Genomic DNA, 14,884 nt, shown 5'->3' on the forward strand with positions numbered 1-14,884 from the left:
GGTGGGTCCGGTTGCGGGGGACGCCGTAAACCCATCCATGGGGGCTTGGCCGCGGCATCCATGCCGCGGACACCCCCGCAACCGGACCCACCCCGCCTTCGACAGATCTCCGCGATCTGACGGAATGGCATTGCCTGCTCCTGGTAGGTGTCGACCTTGGTCGACACGGCATGGCCTGCTATTGGTGGGTGTCGACCTTGGTCGACCCGGTAGATCCACGCCATGCGTGGATGGAGCTGAGGAGCAGAGTGGGCTCGGCTTCTGGCGCGCGGCGCCTCCGCAAGTGGAGCCCCCTTGTTGTTCAAGGGGGCGCGCCGACAGGCGGGGGGTTAAGGCGGAATGCGGGCGGGGCCCACGATTTGCGCAGCAAATCGTGGGACGTAGCGCAGGTGGAGATTAGATCTCCACCTGCGCGCCCAGCTCGACCAGGCGGTTGCCCGGAATCCGGAAGAAGCCCGTCGCCGGGGCGGCGTTCCTGTGCATCAGCGCGAACAGCTTGTCGCGCCAGATCGGCATGCCACGGTTGGCGGTGGCGACGATGGTCTCGCGGCTGGCGAAGAAGGTGGTGTCCATCGGGTCGAAGTAGATGCCACCGTGGTCGCACGAGCGCATCAGCGCCAGCGGTACGTCGGGGGTCTCCATGAAGCCGAAACGCACGTAGACCCGATAGAACTCATCGCCCACCGATTCGATCTTCAGGCGCTGCCCTTCCGCCGCGTACGGCACCGGCAGGGTCACCACATGCAGGAACACGTTGCGCTCGTGCAGCACCTTGTTGTGCTTGAGGTTGTGCATCAGCGCATGCGGGGCCACGGTCGGGTCGGCGGTGAGGAACACCGCGGTGCCGGGTACGCGTACCGGCGGCGCCAGCATCAGGCCCGGCAGGAAGGTGTCGATGCGGATGCCGTCCTTGCGGATCTCGTCGCGCAACAGTTCGCGGCCACGGCGCCAGGTGCGCATCATGGTGAACAGGAAGATGCCCAGCACCACCGGGAACCAGGCGCCCTGCAGCAGCTTGGCGCCGTTGGCGATGACAAAGCCCAGATCGATGATGAAGAACACCACGCACAAGGGCAGGATCCAGTTGCGTGCCTTGGGCCACAGCGAACGTGCAACCAGGGCCAGCAGCAGGGTATCGATCAGCATGGTGGCCGACACCGAGATGCCGTAGGCCACGGCCAGGTTGGACGAGCTGCGGAAGGCCAGCACCAGGCCGATCACCATCACCGCGATGCCCCAGTTGATGCCGGGGATGTAGATCTGGCCGATGGTGTCGTGCGAGGTGTGCTTGATGCGCATGCGCGGGATGTAGCCCAGCTGCATGGCCTGGCGCGAGACCGAGAACGCACCGGTGATCACCGACTGCGAGGCGATCACCGCCGCCATCGTGGCCAGGATGATCATCGGGTACAGCGCCCACGACGGCACCGCCTCGAAGAACGGGTTCTTCACCGCCTCGGGATGGTTGAGCACCAGCGCGCCCTGCCCCAGGTAGTTCAGCACCAGGCAGGGCAGCACGAAGAAGTACCAGGCGTGGCGGATCGGCTTGGCACCGAAGTGGCCCATGTCGGCGTACAGCGCCTCGCCACCGGTCACCGCCAGCACCACCGCGCCGAGGATGAAGATGCTGTGCCAGCCGTGCTCCATGAAGAAGCGGATCGCCCACCACGGGTTGAACGCCTTCAGCACTTCCGGCGCGTCGACGATGTTGTAGATGCCGATCGCGGCCAGCGAAATGAACCAGATCGAGGTGATCGGGCCGAACAGCTTGCCGATCTTCGCGGTACCGAAACGCTGCACCGCGAACACGGCCAGCAGCACCACCACGGTGATCGGCACGATGAAGGCGTGCAGCCCCGGCGCGGCAACCTCCAGGCCTTCAACTGCACCCAGCACCGATATCGCCGGGGTGATCACGCCATCGCCGAAGAACAGCGAGGCGCCGAAGATGCCGAGGATGCCGACCACGTAGGCCGAGCGCGACCCGTTGCGCAGCGTGCGCTGGGTCAGCGCCATCAGCGCCATGATGCCGCCCTCGCCATCATTGTCGGCGCGCATGATGATGGTCACGTACTTCAGGGTGACCACGATGTTCAGCGCCCAGAACGCCAGCGACAGCACGCCCAGCACGGTGTCGTGGTCGCTGTTGAGCCCGTAGTGCGGCGAGAACGCCTCCTTCAGGGTGTACAGCGGGCTGGTGCCGATATCGCCGAAGACCACGCCGATCGCACCGATGATCAGCGCCAGGCCCCCGGCGGGGGGAGCGTGACCATGGCCACCATGGGCGGCGGTGTGCGGGGTTTGACTGCTGGACATGGGGCTCCTGGCGAAGCTCAGGGTGTAATGGGGAAGGAAACGGAGCGGCTCAGCGCAGCGCCGATTGCAGGGCCTTGCGGATGACCATGGCCACTTCGTCGCCCTCGTTGAAGGCCTCGCGCGCCATCCGCGCCGCCTCGGCGGGCTTGTAGCCCAGCTGCTGCAGGGCCACGGTGGCATCAGACAGCGGATCGGCCGGGGCCGGGCCACTGCCGGTCGGCAGTGCGCCACCGGCACCGAACTGCGCCGCGCGGTCACGCAGTTCCAGCACCATGCGCTCGGCGGTCTTCTTGCCGATGCCCGGGATGCGGGTCAGCGCGGTGATGTCACCGGCCTGGACCATGCGGGCGAATTCTTCGACGGTGACCCCGGACAGCACGGCCAGCGCGATCTTCGCGCCGATGCCGCTGACCTTCTGCACGTCGCGGAACAGGCGGCGCTCGCCTTCGCGCAGGAAGCCGTACAGCGAGACGCTGTCTTCCTTCTGCGAATAATGGGTGTACAGCGTGACCTCACGGCCCAGCTCGGGCAGGTCGTAGAAGGTGCTCATCGGCGCCTCCAGCTCGTAGCCCACCCCGTTGACGTCCACCACCAGCCACGGCGGCGCCTTGTAGGCGACGATTCCGCGCAGTCGACCGATCATTGCGTGCAGCTCCTCATTTGCGGCCCCACGCCTGGCGGGCAGTCAGCCCCAGGCGGTTGGCCGTTGCCCTTACGTGGGCGTGGGTGATCGCCACGGCCAACGCGTCGGCCGCGTCGGCCTGCAGCTTGGTTTTCAGGTTGAGCATGAGCCCGACCATGTGTTGAACCTGTTGCTTTTCGGCGCCGCCACGACCGACCACCGCCAGCTTGATCTCGCTGGCAGCGTATTCGTGCACCGGCAGGTCGCGCAGCACCACCGCCGAAATCGCCGCGCCACGGGCCTGGCCCAGCTTCAGCGCCGAATCGGGGTTGCGCGCCATGAACACCTTTTCGATGGCCACTTCCTGCGGCTGGAACTCCAGGCACAGCTCGGCCAGGCCCAGCACCAGCAGCTTCATGCGCTGCGGGAAGTCATCGGCACCGAGCAGCACCAGCGGCTGGTGATGCACGTGGCTGACCCGGCCGCTGGCATCGACATCGATGATGCCGACCCCGGTCCGTTGTGAACCCGGGTCGATGCCGAGAATGCGGGTCATGCGGCACACGCGCGCAGGCCGCTGATCCGGGAAGGACGCATGCGGCGGTGATGGCTGGAAACGTCTGGGGTCATCATGGTCCGCATTGTCCGCTCACCGGCCGCCAAAGGCGACCGGCGCAGCGTCCGTTCAGGCGTAGGCGTCCGCGCCGAGATCGGCGTTGGAGTACACGTCCTGCACGTCGTCGAGGTCTTCCAGCATGTCCAGCAGCTTCTTGACCTGCAGGACGGTGTCGCCCTCGACCTTGATGTCGTTGTCGGCACGGAAGGTCAGCTCGGCATGATCCGGCGTGCGGCCAGCCGCCTGCATCGCATCCTTGACTGCGTGGAAGCTGTCCGCGGCGGTGAGCACGTCGATCGCGCCATCCTCCGGGTAGACCACGATGTCATCGGCACCGGCCTCGATGGCCGCTTCGGAGATGGCGTCCTCATCGGCGCCGGCGCCGTAGTGCAGCACGCCCACGCGCTTGAACATGAAGCTGACCGAGCCTTCGGTGCCCATGTTGCCGCCGCACTTGCTGAACGCATGGCGGACATCGGCCACGGTGCGCACGCGGTTGTCGGTCAGGCAATCGACGATGACGGCCACGCCACCGGGCGCGTAGCCCTCGTAGCGGATCTCTTCGTACTCGACGCCTTCCAGTTCACCGGTGGCCTTCTTGATGGCGCGCTCGATCACGTCCTTGGACATGTTCGCGGTCAGCGCCTTGTCCACGGCTACACGCAGGCGCGGGTTGTTGTTGGGGTCGCCTCCACCGCCGCGGGCAGCCACGCCGATCTCACGGATGATCTTGGTGAAAATCTTGCCGCGCTTCGCGTCAGACGCGTTCTTGCGGTTCTCGATGGAGGGGCCTCTACCCATGGGTCTTTCCGTACGTGCGTTGATGGATAAGGCCGCGGATTCTACCTGATCGGGCCCGCTGACCGTGTCGAGGACGGATGGATGCCGCTGCGCTCGCCGGGCATGGCCCGGCGCTACCGGGGGTGCACCGCCGTGGTAGCGCCGGGCCATGCCCGGCGAACCGCCTTACGCGGCGGCAGCGTCCCGGCCATGGTCGAACTGGCCATGGCGGAGGAAATGCGCGGTCTGCCGCGCGGCATCGGGCGACACCACCAGGCCGCTGTGGCTGGTGCGCACCACGCAGTGGTCGGCCAGCCCCGGCAGGCGGGTCTCGGCCAGCGCCACGGTACCGTCGGAATCGTCATCCAGCGCCCCGAGCAGGCTGCCCAGCCCATGTGGCACAGAGCCGGCGATCAGGCCGACGGCTGCCTTGCCCTGCCAGTCCGGCAGCCCGTCCAGCAGCAGCTCGCTGCTGCGGCCCAGGGCCAGGCCCCAACCATGTTCGGACAACGAGCGCGCAGTACCACTGCCCCGCAGTGGCGAGCCCAGGCAGACCACGCGCTGCACGGGCAACTGCGGCTGCCGGCGCAGGGCTTCCAGCGCCAGCAGGCCACCCAGGCTGTGCCCGACCAGCGACAGCGGGCCTGCATCTGCCAGCCGCTCCAGCAACTGCGGCACGGCCACATCGGGACCGCCAAATACGGACGAGTAGCCAAAGGTATGGACCTGGAAGCCGCGCGCGCGCAGGCGCCAGGCCAGCGGCCCGACCCAGGCACGGGCATTCCAGATGCCATGCAACAACAGAACGGGGGGAGTCATGTGCAACAGCCTGGCGGTCAGCGGGGCGGAACTACGGTGATTGAACAGAAGCCAGGGGCAAGCGGCGGTGAACGGTTTCAGGCCGGATGCGGCAAACGGCGCAGGATGAACTCAAGATCGTTGGTATCGCCCACCGGGAACAGGTACTCGCCGGCCTTTTCAAAACCATACCGGGCGTAGAAGCGCTGCGCGCCGAAGTTTTCCGACCACACGCCCAGCCACAGCGTGCGCGGGCCGTCGTGCTCCAGCCAGGCCAGCGCGGTTTCCAGCAGGCGGCTGCCCCAGCCGCAGCTCTGCTGCGTCTTGATCAGGTACAGGCGCTTGAGCTCACCGTCACCGGGCTTCACCTCCGGATGCGGCAACCCACAGGGGCCGGCGGCGGCATGGCCGACCGCCTCCCCGTCCAGCTCCAGCAGCCACACCGCGTAATCGGGGTGGGCCAGGATCGTGCGCTGACGCTCGACCGTGTAGGCCTCGTCGATGAAGTCCTGCAGGTCCTGCGGCGGATACAGATGGCCGAAGGTTTCGGTGAACGTGCGTGCGGCCAGCGCCGACAGGGTCGGCGCGTCGTCCACAGTGGCGCGGCGGATCGAATACATGGGTCGAGTTGACGTCAGGACCACGGTTCGGGTCAAGCCCGTTCCGCCGGCTCCTTGTCGTCTTCTTCCTCTTCCTCTTCTTCGTATTCCTCGTCGTCCTCTTCTTCCTCGCCGTCTTCCTCTTCTTCGCCTTCCTCGTCCTCGTCGTACTCTTCCTCTTCGTCGTCTTCGTAATCCTCGACGCCGAAGTCTTCACCGTCCCAGCGGCCTTCGCCGTCGGCGACGAAGGTCAGGGCCATGGCCGACGGGTTGGTACCGACACGGACCAGCCAACCACCGAAGACACGTGCACGCTCGGTGACCAGGTTGGCCTCGGAGCCTTCATTGCCCAGCTTTTCCCACTCCAGCGAAAACGCAAACTCGGTCATTGCCTGGATCTCCTGATCAGTTTTTCTTGGGGCGAACCTGGATGTGCACTTCGGCCAGCTGCTCGTCGACGATCGGCGACGGCGCGTCGGTCATCAGATCCTGCGCACCGGTGGTCTTCGGGAACGGGATGACGTCGCGGATCGACTCGGTGCCGGCCATCAGCGCGGCGATGCGGTCGATGCCGAAGGCGATGCCACCGTGCGGCGGCGCGCCGTAGTTCAGCGCGTCGAGCAGGAAGCCGAACTTGGCGCGGGCTTCTTCGGCACCGATGCCTAGCAGTTCGAACACCGCGCTCTGCATGTCGGGGCGGTGGATACGGATCGAACCGCCGCCGATTTCATTGCCGTTGAGCACCATGTCGTAGCCGCGCGAAACGGCGGTCTTGGCGTGCGCGCGCAGGTCGGCGATGTCGTCCACGGCCGGCGCGGTGAAGGGGTGATGCAGGGCGACGTAGCGCTGCGCTTCCTCGTCCCATTCGAACATCGGGAAGTCGGTGACCCACAGCGGCGCCCAGCTGTCGGCGACCAGACCGAAGTCCTTGCCGGCCTTCAGGCGCAGCGCGCCCATGAAGTCGGACACCTTGTTGTAGCCGCCAGCACCGAAGAACACGATGTCGCCGTTGCCGGCGCCGACATGGGCGACCAGGGCGGCGAAGCCCTCTTCACTGAAGAACTTCTGGATCGGCGAGCTGATTTCACCGTTCTCGCCCACCTTGATGTAGGCCAGGCCCTTCGCACCGTACTTGGCGGCGTGCGCGGCGTACTCGTCGATCTGCTTGCGCGACAGGCTGGCACCACCGGGGATGCGCAGGGCGGCGACGCGGCCATCGGCATCATTGGCAGCAGCGGTGAACACCGGGAATTCGCTGGTCTTGACCAGCTCGGCCACGTCCACCAGTTCCAGCGCGATGCGCAGGTCCGGCTTGTCCGAACCATAGCGACGCATCGCCTCGGCCCAGGTCATGCGCGGGAAGCTGGCATCCAGTTCGACGTCGACCACTTCCTTGAAGATGGCGCGGATCATGTCTTCGACGAAGTCCTGCACGTCGCGCTCGCGGACGAAGGCGAACTCCATGTCCAGCTGGGTGAATTCCAGCTGGCGGTCGGCACGCAGGGCCTCATCGCGGAAGCAGCGCGCGATCTGGTAGTAGCGGTCGAAGCCGGCCACCATCAGGATCTGCTTGAACAGCTGCGGGCTCTGCGGCAGGGCATAGAACTCGCCCGGGTGCATGCGCGCCGGCACCAGGAAGTCGCGTGCACCTTCCGGGGTGGCCTTGGTCAGGATCGGCGTTTCGATGTCCTGGAAGCCCTTCTCGTCCAGGTGGCGGCGCAGGGCCTGCACCAGCTTGATGCGGGTGCGCTGCATGCGCTGCATCTCCGGACGGCGCAGGTCCAGGTAGCGGTACTTCAGGCGGGTTTCTTCGCCCGGGTTCTCGTGGGCGTGGAACGGCAGCGGCGCGGCCTTGTTCAGCACGGTGATGGCGGTGGCGATCACTTCCACCTTGCCCGTGCGCAGCTTGTCGTTGACCGCGTGGCGGGCACGTACCACGCCTTCCACCTGCAGCACGTCCTCATAGCCCAGCGAGGCGGCCACGGCGAACACTTCGGCGTTGTCGAGCTCCACCGTCACCTGCACGATGCCTTCATGATCGCGGAGATCGATGAAGCAGACGCCGCCCTGGTTACGGGCCACGTCGGTCCAGCCGGCGAGGGTGACAGTCTGGCCAATCAGGGTCTCATCGACCAGGCCGCAGAAGTGGGTACGCATGGGGGGAAAGCTCCGCTGGAGAACGCCGGCGCCTGATGGGGGCCGGAAAGCCTCTTATTCTGCGGCCGACGCCCCGGCCGGGGCAAATGCGGACGGTCACGCGGGCTTGATCGCCCCCGTCCTTATAGTCGCGCACCTACTCCCGTATGGGGATGTCGCCATGAAACCGCAGTCCCTGGCCAGCCTGGCCGTGATCCTTGGCACCTTTACCGCGCTCGCCCTGCACTCCGCCCCTGCCGCCGCGCAGGACGGGGTGGTCCGCTGCGAGAGCCAGAACAACCGCGAACGCGTCTGCAACACCGGCTGGCGCGATGCCCGGCTGGTCCGCCAGCTGTCCGGCTCGGCCTGTGTGGAAGGCCGAACCTGGGGCACCCGCAATGGCAGCATCTGGGTCAACAACGGCTGCCGCGCCGAATTCACCCAGGGCCGAGGCGGCTGGGGTGGCGGCAACGGCGGCGGTTGGGGTGGTGGCAACGGCAACAGCGGCACCGTGCGCTGCGAAAGCCAGGACAACCGCGAACGCAGCTGCCCGGTGGGCTGGCGCAATGCACGCGTGGTCCGGCAGATCTCCGGCACGCAGTGCGTGGAAGGCCAGAACTGGGGCGTGCGCAACGGCGCGATCTGGGTCAACCGCGGCTGCCGCGCCGAGTTCGCCGAGGCCCGCGGTGGCTGGGGCGGCGGCAATGGTGGGGGCAATGGCGGCGGTTGGGGTGGTGGCAACAGCAACTACACCGTGACCTGCAGCAGCAACAACAACCGCCAGCAGAGCTGCAACTGGGATGAACGCCAGGGCCGGCCTGTGCTGCAGCAGCAGCTGTCCGGCAGCGCCTGCCAGGAAGGCCGGACCTGGGGCTACTCGCGCGGCAATGTGTGGGTCAGCAACGGCTGCCGGGCGCGCTTCGGCACGCGTTGAGGGGTAGCGCCGGGCCATGCCCGGCGAGCGCAGTGGCAGGGTCTCCGCTTGAAAGCCGCCGGGCATGGCCCGGCGCTACCGGGCTGTCCGCGGCAGCATGCCAGGGGGCCGATCAGGGTGCCGGCGCCGCTGCATCACCCCAGGGCGCCGGCGGTAGCGCGACCGGCTTGCTGAGATCGAACTCGACCCGGAAACGGCGCCCTTCCGGGCGCGTCAGCTCATAGACGAAACGCTGGTCCGGCTCGATCTCCATCGCCCAGGTGTTGTGGGTTGAAGCCAGCATGTCGGCACGGCGGAACATCGCCACCGATTCGCCATCTGCGGGGAACTGCTGGCGTCCGGCGGTGCCCGGCGGCTTGCTGTCACCGCCGTACAGGGTGATCGCATCGGGACTGCCATCGGCGTGGCGATGGTCGTGCTTCAGGCGCAGCCCGTGCTCGGTGCGGGTCAACACCCAGGTGCGCGAATGATCATCGCCGACGTGGAACGGGATGCGCAGCTCATGGCCCGGGTCGGCGCAGCCCCGCACGTGCATCACCAGCTTCTGCCCGGCGAAGGGGTCTTTACCGGTAGGGGCCGGCGTGTCTTCCACCACCTTGCCCTCGTACGCCTGGCCACAATGGGCAGCGACCGCGGCCATGAAGGCGTCGGCCGGCGCGGTCGACAGATCGTGGTTGACCGTATGCGATGGCTGCGAGCAGGCGGCGAGGCCGAGCAGGGCGAAGGCGGAAGCAACAGCGGCGATCGGTTTCATGCCCCAACCCTAACGGCCATGGCCGATGCGCGCAAACCGCACTCCCTGGATCCACCTCAGCGCTCGGCTGCAGGGGCGACGGCAACCACGTCCGTCGCCGCCACCGGCGCATCTTCGCCCTGCCCTGCCGGCTCCTGCTCGACCGGATCGACATCGAACGGCGTGCGGAACACCAGCGAAGGCAGCAGCGTGGTCAAGGCCGCATACAGCAGCAGCGCGCCGAACAGCACCGCGGGAATCTGGAAGCGATCGCGCATGATCGCGGCCAGCACCAAGGTGAAGATCAGCGTCGGTGCCAGCGCCAGCGATACGCGCAGGCTGCTGCGGAAGCTCTCGCCGAACATCACGCGGCGCTGCAGCCAGACCACCGCGATGCGCAGCGGCAGCACCACCAGGGTGATGACGATGCCCAGCCCCAGTGCCTCCCAGCTCAGCGCTTCGCTGGGCACCTTGGTGCCGGCGTTGAAGAAGTAGAACGGCACGAAGAACGAGGCGAACAGACGCAGCGCATGCAGGTTTTCGTGCGAGGCCAGCAGCGGCATGCGCTGGTGCAGCAGGCGCGCGACCAGGCCGGCAATGAAGGCGCCGACCAGGTAGTACACGCCCAGCAGGTAGGTGATGTACGCCGCCACCATGCCCACCATCACCAGCAGCGAGAATTCCGAGCCCGGCGCATGCGGCGCGACCCAGCGACCGAGCGCGATGAACAGCAGCGGCAGGCCGATCATCATCGCCAGCAGGGCCAGGCTGGACAGCGCCATGTGCCCGGGGTCGCCAGCCTGCAGCACGATGAACAACGCCGCCAGGGCCAGCAGTTCACCGGCGATGGCCTTGCTGGTGACCCAGAACCGCTCGTCCTCGCTCAGCCCCAGCCGCGACAGCGAATCCATGATGAAACCGGTGGAGGGGGTCAGCAGCGCAAGCGCCAGCAACCCGGCCGCTTGCCATGGCAGGCCGGCGTAACGCCAGGCCAGCCAGCCGACGCCGAACAGGGTCGCACTGCGGATCAGCAGATGCGCCAGCAGCGGCCACATGCCGCGCCGCAGGGCCTGCAGGTCAACTTCCAGGCCGGCGAACAGGAACAGTGAGGAGATGCCCAGCGTGGCCAGCAGCGCGATGACCGCGTCGTGCGCCTGGTCGCCCAGCCAGAGCATGCCGATGATGCCGAACAGCAGGCAGGTCAGCGGCGCCGGCAGGCTGAACCGCTGCAGCGCGCGCGGGATGACCAACAGCGCGAAGATCAGCAGCAGGTAGACCAGTTCATGGCTCATCGGGGGGACTTCCGTGTGGATCGAACGCGCGCAGGATGCGGGTTCGATCCGGATCGGGCAAGCCGGACACGGCTGAAAGTGTCCTCTCCTTTCGGCAGAGCGCCCTTCAGCGGATCAGCCCATCTGCAATCCGCCCGACCTGCGCAAGTACCGCCGCGCGCTGTTCGAAGCTGATCGTGCCCGCCTGCAGATAGGCGGTCAGGACCCAGGGCGAACCGCCCTGCACCGGCCACAACACGGCGATGTCGTTGCGGGCGTCTTCGCCATTGCTGCCGGTCTTGTCGCCCACCCGCCAACGCTTGCCCAGGCCCGCACGAAGGCAGGCATCGCCGGTTTCGTTGTCGATCAGCCAGTCGGCCAGCTGCTGGCGTGAGGCAGGCCTGAGTGCATTGCCCAGCACCAGACGCTGCAGCGTCGATGCAATGGCCGCCGGCGTAGTGGTGTCGCGGGGATCATCAATGGCGAAGCTGTTCAGTTCCGGCTCCAGGCGATCGCTGCGGGTGATCGTGTCGCCGCTGGCGCGCAGGAACGCGGTGACTGCTGGCGGCCCGCCGATCGCTGCGAACAACAGGTTGGCGGCGGTGTTGTCGCTGGTGATCAACGTGGCCCGGCACAGGTCACGCACGGTCAGGTCCTTGCCGACGTGGCGGCGGGTGACCGGCGCGTGCTCCAGGAGGTCCTGGGTCCGCACCGGCAGGCGCCGGTCCAGCAGTGCCGCATCGCGCTCGGCCTGCTTGAGCACCGTGGCGGCCAGCACGCTCTTGAAGGTGCTGCACAGCGGGAAGCGTTCGTCCTGGCGATGGCCGAGGCGGCGACCACCAGCGCTGTCGAGCAGGGTTACGCCGAGTCGACCGCTGCACGCCTTTTCCAGTGCGGCGAAGTCGGCGGCGGCAGCGATGGCGGCATCGACCGGTGTGGCGGGCACGGTGGCGGGTGCGGCAGCCCGGGCCAGCAGCGGCAACGCAAGGGTGGACGCGACTGCGGCACTACTGAACTGCAGGAATCGACGACGGGCAAGCATGCGGAATCCTCGTGGAAGCTGTCCCGATTATTGAAAGGGTGGGCAAAGGCGACCAGCGCGTTTTTTCAGCGTCAGTCATGAGATTAATTCATGCATGACGCATTAAACCCTTTATTTATCCAACGCCCATGGCAAGGCGCTACCATCAGCCATCATCCTGCCTCACACGTCCCCATGCTGCACCCCACCCTTTCGCTGAATGCGTTGCGCGCCTTCGAAGCGGCTGCCCGGCACCAGAACTTCACCCGCGCCGCGCTGGAACTCTGCGTCAGCCAGGCGGCGCTGAGTCACCAGATACGCGGACTGGAGGACCGGCTGGGTATCCGCCTGTTCCACCGCCTGCCCCGCGGCGTGGCGTTGACCGAGGAAGGAGCAGCCCTGTACCCGGTGCTCAATGAATCCTTCGAGCGCATTTCAGCCAGCATCGCCCGCTACACCGGTGGCCCGGCGCGGGAAGTGCTGACGATCGGCGTGGTCGGCACCTTCGCCACCGGCTGGCTGCTGCCGCGGCTGGCCGCGTTCGATGCGGCCCACCCGGATATCGAACTGCGGCTGCAGACCCACAACAACCGCATCGACCTGGCCGGTGAAGGCCTGGACCTGGCGATCCGTTTCGGCGATGGCGACTGGCAGGGACAGGCCTGCACGGCGATCCTGGACGCGCCGTTCGCGCCGTTGTGCGCGCCGGCACTGGCGCGGCGGCTGAAGCATCCGCGCGACCTGGCGGCCTTGCCGCTGCTGCGTTCGTACCGCAGCGACGAATGGCCACGCTGGCTGCAGATGGCCGGGGCCAACGGCGTGGAAGCACGCGGACCGGTGTTCGATTCGTCCTTGACGCTGGCGGTAGCTGCGGCCGGTGGCGCAGGCGTTGCCCTGCTGCCGCTGCGCATGTTCGAAGCGGACCTGGCCGAGGGCCGGCTGCTGCAGCCGTTTGCCACCACGCTGGAGCTGGGTCGCTACTGGCTGACCCGTCTGCGCTCGCGTGCCGAACGGGAACCGGCCAAGCGGTTCCGCGAATGGCTGCAGGCGCAGGGATGAAACACGCGCGCCGCGGGTAGCGCCGGGCCATGCCCGGCGCGCGCAGCGGTTGGAAGAAGCCGCCGGGCATGGCCCGGCGCTACCGATGGAATCAGGACTCCAGCAGTTCCATCCAGGCCGCTTCGGCCTTTTCCAGCTGTGCGGCGGCGGCTTCGCGGTCGCGGCCGAGCACGGCCATGCGCGTGGCATCGGCATAGTTGCTCGAGTCGGCAAGCTGCCGGTCCAGTTCGGCCAGCACACCTTCCAGCTCGGCGACCTTGGCTTCGGCGCTGGCCAGCTTGTGCGGGTTGACCGGCTTCTTCTGCACCACCTGCGCGACCGGTGCGGTCGTGACCACCACCGGTTCCTCCACCTGCTCCATGCGTGCCTTGGTGCCCTGCGCCTGCGGGCGCGTGCGCAGCCAGGCGGCGTAGGCATCGAGGTCACCATCGAAGGGTTCGACCACGCCGTCGGCCACACGCCAGAAGGTGTCACAGACCAGGCCGATCAGGTGGCGGTCATGCGAAACCATCACGATCGCGCCGTCGAAATCGGCCAGTGCTTCGGCCAGGGCTTCGCGCATTTCCAGGTCAAGGTGGTTGGTCGGTTCGTCCAGCAACAGCACGTTCGGCTGCTGCCAGGCGATCAATGCCAGCGCCAGGCGTGCACGCTCGCCACCGGAGAAACCATCCACCGGTTCAAAGGCACGGTCGCCCGGGAAATTCCACTTGCCGAGGAAATCGCGGAACGACTGGTTCGGTGCATCCGGGGCCAGGTCGCGGAAGTGCTCCATCGGCGACTGGCCTTCATGCAGCGACTCGACCGTGTGCTGGGCGAAGTAGCCGATGCGCAGGTCCGGGTGCGCGGCGCGCTCGCCGGCAATCGGTGCCAGTTCGCCCACCAGGGTCTTCACCAGGGTGGTCTTGCCGGCGCCGTTGGGGCCCAGCAGGCCGATGCGCTGGCCCGCTTCCAGGCCGAAGCCGACGTTGTGCAGGATCACCGAATCGCTGCCGTAGCCGGCCTCGACGTGGTTCAGGCGGATCAGCGAGAACGGCAGCTTGGCCGGCGGTGCGAACTCGATGCGGAATTCGCGCTCGGCGCGCACCGCCTCGGTGCCGGCCAGCTTGGCCAGGCGCTTCATCCGGCTCTGTGCCTGTGCGGCCTTGCTGGCCTGGGCCTTGAAGCGGTCGATGAAGCTCTGCAGGTGGGCGCGCTCGGCCTGTTCCTTCTCATGCGCGATCTGCTGCTGGCGCAGCTGTTCGGCACGCTGGCGCTCGAAGTCGGTGTAACCGCCCGGGTAAAGCTTGGCGCCACCACCGTGCAGGTGCAGGGTGTGGGTGGCCACGTTGTCGAGGAACTCGCGGTCATGCGAGATCAGCAGCAGGGTGCCGGGGTACTTCAGCAGCCACTGTTCCAGCCAGTACACCGCGTCCAGATCCAGGTGGTTGGTCGGTTCGTCCAGCAGCAGCAGGTCGCTGGGCATCATCAGCGCGCGGGCCAGGTTCAGGCGCACGCGCCAGCCGCCGGAGAACGAGGACACGGCGCGGTGGTGCGTTTCGGCCGGGAAGCCCAGGCCATGCAGCAGCTTGCCGGCACGTGCTTCGGCGTCGTAGGCGTTCAGCTCGGCCATGCGCGTATGCGCCTCGGCCACCGCTTCCCAGTCTTCGCGGGCGGTGGCGTCGGCTTCGGCAGCCAGCACCGCAGCCACTTCGATGTCACCGCCCAGCACGAAGCTCAGCGCCGGGTCCGGCAGGGACGGGGTTTCCTGGGCAACGCTGGCGATGCGGATCTTGCCCGGCAGGTCGACGTCACCCTTGTCGGCCTCCAGTTCGCCCTTCACCGCCGCGAACAGGCTGGACTTGCCAGCACCGTTGCGGCCGACCACGCCTACCCGGTAACCGGCATGCAGGGTCAGGTCGACATTGGACAACAGCAGCCGCTCGCCGCGGCGCAAGGCGAAATTACGAAGCGAAATCATGGGGGGAGGCGTCCATATAACCGAATGGAATGTGCTGGTAAG

The 14,884-nt window shown here is 67.2% G+C and carries 14 protein-coding genes; 2 read left to right on the forward strand and 12 right to left on the reverse strand.

Annotated elements, in window-relative coordinates; translation table 11 throughout:
* Nucleotides 1–396: 396 nt before the first annotated feature.
* From CR918_RS14410 to aspS, 8 genes are all read right to left on the reverse strand, one after another.
* Nucleotides 397–2,316 (reverse strand): potassium transporter Kup, encoded by a 1,920-nt coding sequence (locus CR918_RS14410; RefSeq protein WP_033831825.1) that lies wholly within the window; start codon nucleotides 2,314–2,316, stop codon nucleotides 397–399.
* A 49-nt stretch (nucleotides 2,317–2,365) separates the two neighbouring features.
* Nucleotides 2,366–2,959 (reverse strand): Holliday junction branch migration protein RuvA, encoded by a 594-nt coding sequence (gene ruvA / locus CR918_RS14415; protein ID WP_099843424.1) that lies wholly within the window; start codon nucleotides 2,957–2,959, stop codon nucleotides 2,366–2,368.
* A gap of 13 nt (nucleotides 2,960–2,972) precedes the next feature.
* On the reverse strand, nucleotides 2,973–3,494 hold the full coding sequence (ruvC, locus tag CR918_RS14420; protein ID WP_025874677.1) for a crossover junction endodeoxyribonuclease RuvC: 522 nt from the start codon (nucleotides 3,492–3,494) through the stop codon (nucleotides 2,973–2,975).
* A 129-nt stretch (nucleotides 3,495–3,623) separates the two neighbouring features.
* A complete protein-coding gene (locus CR918_RS14425) occupies nucleotides 3,624–4,355 on the reverse strand; it encodes a YebC/PmpR family DNA-binding transcriptional regulator (protein ID WP_032975140.1) in 732 nt (243 codons plus the stop codon).
* Between the two features lie 165 nt (nucleotides 4,356–4,520).
* Entirely contained in the window at nucleotides 4,521–5,153 is a 633-nt protein-coding gene (locus tag CR918_RS14430; protein WP_025874679.1) for an esterase/lipase family protein, read from the reverse strand.
* A gap of 77 nt (nucleotides 5,154–5,230) precedes the next feature.
* Nucleotides 5,231–5,752, reverse strand: coding sequence for a GNAT family N-acetyltransferase (locus tag CR918_RS14435; protein ID WP_099843426.1), 522 nt, complete (start codon nucleotides 5,750–5,752; stop codon nucleotides 5,231–5,233).
* A 32-nt stretch (nucleotides 5,753–5,784) separates the two neighbouring features.
* Nucleotides 5,785–6,120 (reverse strand): hypothetical protein, encoded by a 336-nt coding sequence (locus CR918_RS14440; protein WP_025874681.1) that lies wholly within the window; start codon nucleotides 6,118–6,120, stop codon nucleotides 5,785–5,787.
* A 16-nt stretch (nucleotides 6,121–6,136) separates the two neighbouring features.
* The gene (gene aspS, locus CR918_RS14445) at nucleotides 6,137–7,888 is read right to left on the reverse strand and encodes an aspartate--tRNA ligase (protein ID WP_059064882.1); all 1,752 of its coding nucleotides are present in this window, start codon (nucleotides 7,886–7,888) and stop codon (nucleotides 6,137–6,139) included.
* Nucleotides 7,889–8,048: 160 nt separating this feature from the next.
* Here aspS and CR918_RS14450 point away from each other — a divergent pair, with 160 nt between their 5' ends.
* On the forward strand, nucleotides 8,049–8,801 hold the full coding sequence (locus CR918_RS14450) for a DUF3011 domain-containing protein (protein WP_033831829.1): 753 nt from the start codon (nucleotides 8,049–8,051) through the stop codon (nucleotides 8,799–8,801).
* A gap of 112 nt (nucleotides 8,802–8,913) precedes the next feature.
* Here CR918_RS14450 and CR918_RS14455 read toward each other — a convergent pair whose 3' ends face one another.
* The 3 genes from CR918_RS14455 to blaL2 all read right to left on the reverse strand — a co-directional run bounded on the left by CR918_RS14455 (nucleotide 8,914) and on the right by blaL2 (nucleotide 11,847).
* Nucleotides 8,914–9,555 carry a hypothetical protein gene (locus CR918_RS14455; RefSeq protein ID WP_099843428.1) on the reverse strand — a complete coding sequence of 214 codons (642 nt, stop codon included), beginning with the start codon at nucleotides 9,553–9,555 and terminating at the stop codon, nucleotides 8,914–8,916.
* A 56-nt stretch (nucleotides 9,556–9,611) separates the two neighbouring features.
* Nucleotides 9,612–10,826, reverse strand: coding sequence for a cation:proton antiporter (locus CR918_RS14460; RefSeq protein WP_099843430.1), 1,215 nt, complete (start codon nucleotides 10,824–10,826; stop codon nucleotides 9,612–9,614).
* Between the two features lie 106 nt (nucleotides 10,827–10,932).
* Complete coding sequence (gene blaL2 / locus CR918_RS14465; RefSeq protein WP_099843432.1) at nucleotides 10,933–11,847, reverse strand: L2 family extended-spectrum class A beta-lactamase; 915 nt, start codon at nucleotides 11,845–11,847, stop codon at nucleotides 10,933–10,935.
* Between the two features lie 174 nt (nucleotides 11,848–12,021).
* Here blaL2 and ampR point away from each other — a divergent pair, with 174 nt between their 5' ends.
* Nucleotides 12,022–12,885, forward strand: coding sequence for a LysR family transcriptional regulator AmpR (gene ampR / locus CR918_RS14470; protein WP_025874688.1), 864 nt, complete (start codon nucleotides 12,022–12,024; stop codon nucleotides 12,883–12,885).
* A gap of 91 nt (nucleotides 12,886–12,976) precedes the next feature.
* Here ampR and CR918_RS14475 read toward each other — a convergent pair whose 3' ends face one another.
* Entirely contained in the window at nucleotides 12,977–14,842 is a 1,866-nt protein-coding gene (locus CR918_RS14475; protein ID WP_025874689.1) for an ABC-F family ATP-binding cassette domain-containing protein, read from the reverse strand.
* Nucleotides 14,843–14,884 lie beyond the last annotated feature (42 nt).

It is taken from the genome of Stenotrophomonas indicatrix, assembly GCF_002750975.1.
GTDB classification, from domain to species: Bacteria; Pseudomonadota; Gammaproteobacteria; order Xanthomonadales; family Xanthomonadaceae; genus Stenotrophomonas; species Stenotrophomonas indicatrix.

What these genes read in the sequence shown, in the direction of transcription:
- CR918_RS14410 (WP_033831825.1), bottom strand. Translation starts at nt 2,316, where the DNA reads ATGTCCAGCAGTCAAACCCCGCACACCGCCGCCCATGGTGGCCATGGT.
- ruvA (WP_099843424.1), bottom strand. Translation starts at nt 2,959, where the DNA reads ATGATCGGTCGACTGCGCGGAATCGTCGCCTACAAGGCGCCGCCGTGG.
- ruvC (WP_025874677.1), bottom strand. Translation starts at nt 3,494, where the DNA reads ATGACCCGCATTCTCGGCATCGACCCGGGTTCACAACGGACCGGGGTC.
- CR918_RS14425 (WP_032975140.1), bottom strand. Translation starts at nt 4,355, where the DNA reads ATGGGTAGAGGCCCCTCCATCGAGAACCGCAAGAACGCGTCTGACGCG.
- CR918_RS14430 (WP_025874679.1), bottom strand. Translation starts at nt 5,153, where the DNA reads ATGACTCCCCCCGTTCTGTTGTTGCATGGCATCTGGAATGCCCGTGCC.
- CR918_RS14435 (WP_099843426.1), bottom strand. Translation starts at nt 5,752, where the DNA reads ATGTATTCGATCCGCCGCGCCACTGTGGACGACGCGCCGACCCTGTCG.
- CR918_RS14440 (WP_025874681.1), bottom strand. Translation starts at nt 6,120, where the DNA reads ATGACCGAGTTTGCGTTTTCGCTGGAGTGGGAAAAGCTGGGCAATGAA.
- aspS (WP_059064882.1), bottom strand. Translation starts at nt 7,888, where the DNA reads ATGCGTACCCACTTCTGCGGCCTGGTCGATGAGACCCTGATTGGCCAG.
- CR918_RS14450 (WP_033831829.1), top strand. Translation starts at nt 8,049, where the DNA reads ATGAAACCGCAGTCCCTGGCCAGCCTGGCCGTGATCCTTGGCACCTTT.
- CR918_RS14455 (WP_099843428.1), bottom strand. Translation starts at nt 9,555, where the DNA reads ATGAAACCGATCGCCGCTGTTGCTTCCGCCTTCGCCCTGCTCGGCCTC.
- CR918_RS14460 (WP_099843430.1), bottom strand. Translation starts at nt 10,826, where the DNA reads ATGAGCCATGAACTGGTCTACCTGCTGCTGATCTTCGCGCTGTTGGTC.
- blaL2 (WP_099843432.1), bottom strand. Translation starts at nt 11,847, where the DNA reads ATGCTTGCCCGTCGTCGATTCCTGCAGTTCAGTAGTGCCGCAGTCGCG.
- ampR (WP_025874688.1), top strand. Translation starts at nt 12,022, where the DNA reads ATGCTGCACCCCACCCTTTCGCTGAATGCGTTGCGCGCCTTCGAAGCG.
- CR918_RS14475 (WP_025874689.1), bottom strand. Translation starts at nt 14,842, where the DNA reads ATGATTTCGCTTCGTAATTTCGCCTTGCGCCGCGGCGAGCGGCTGCTG.